This window comes from Limnohabitans sp., from assembly GCF_040400975.1.
Taxonomy (GTDB): Bacteria; Pseudomonadota; Gammaproteobacteria; order Burkholderiales; family Burkholderiaceae_C; genus Limnohabitans_A.
Genome location: NZ_JBBAPF010000127.1, coordinates 1 through 525, shown reverse-complemented (window position 1 = coordinate 525; position 525 = coordinate 1). Strand labels below are relative to the sequence as shown.

The window sequence follows — 525 nt, the reverse complement described above, 5'->3', positions numbered from 1 at the left end:
GGCTCAGCGGGACAGGGCTGACGCGGACCGACCGCACAATCTTGGTCCCCACTGGTCTTCGACGCTCGCAGCGCAGGAGCACACCATCATCGCCGGAGGGAACATCACAAACTTGTGGAGCTTCCTCGCCAGTGCCGAACATCTAGATGGCGATGTCTACATTGTCCAGGAACATGGCATACGGCAGCCCCAGTTGGGGGCAACCGCCACCATTGCGGCCAAAAACGGCTTCGAGCTCATCGCGGGGCCTCTCGACGAGACCGACCACTCTGGCGTGGGGGTCCTCATCAAGAAGCCAGGTCGTGGACAAGACATGTCTAACATTTCTGAAGAGGGCCGGCAAGCCAGGGCCCAAGGTCGGCTCCTTATTTGCCGAGTGGACACCGCCAAGGGGTACGAAGCCGTCCTCGTGTCAGTTTATTGCTGGAGCGGGGAAAACGACAAAGGACACCTCCGTGACCGTACCAATGCCCTGCTCCGTGCCATGAGAATCGAGCTAAAGGCATTGTCCAAATACCCGGTCAT

Annotated in this window: 1 protein-coding gene; it reads left to right on the top strand. The window is 59.2% G+C overall.

The window, feature by feature from the left end:
• Positions 1–112: 112 nt before the first annotated feature.
• Positions 113–525 (top strand): hypothetical protein (locus tag ABWQ00_RS16140; protein ID WP_353239678.1); only part of this gene is annotated, 413 nt, incomplete at its 3' end.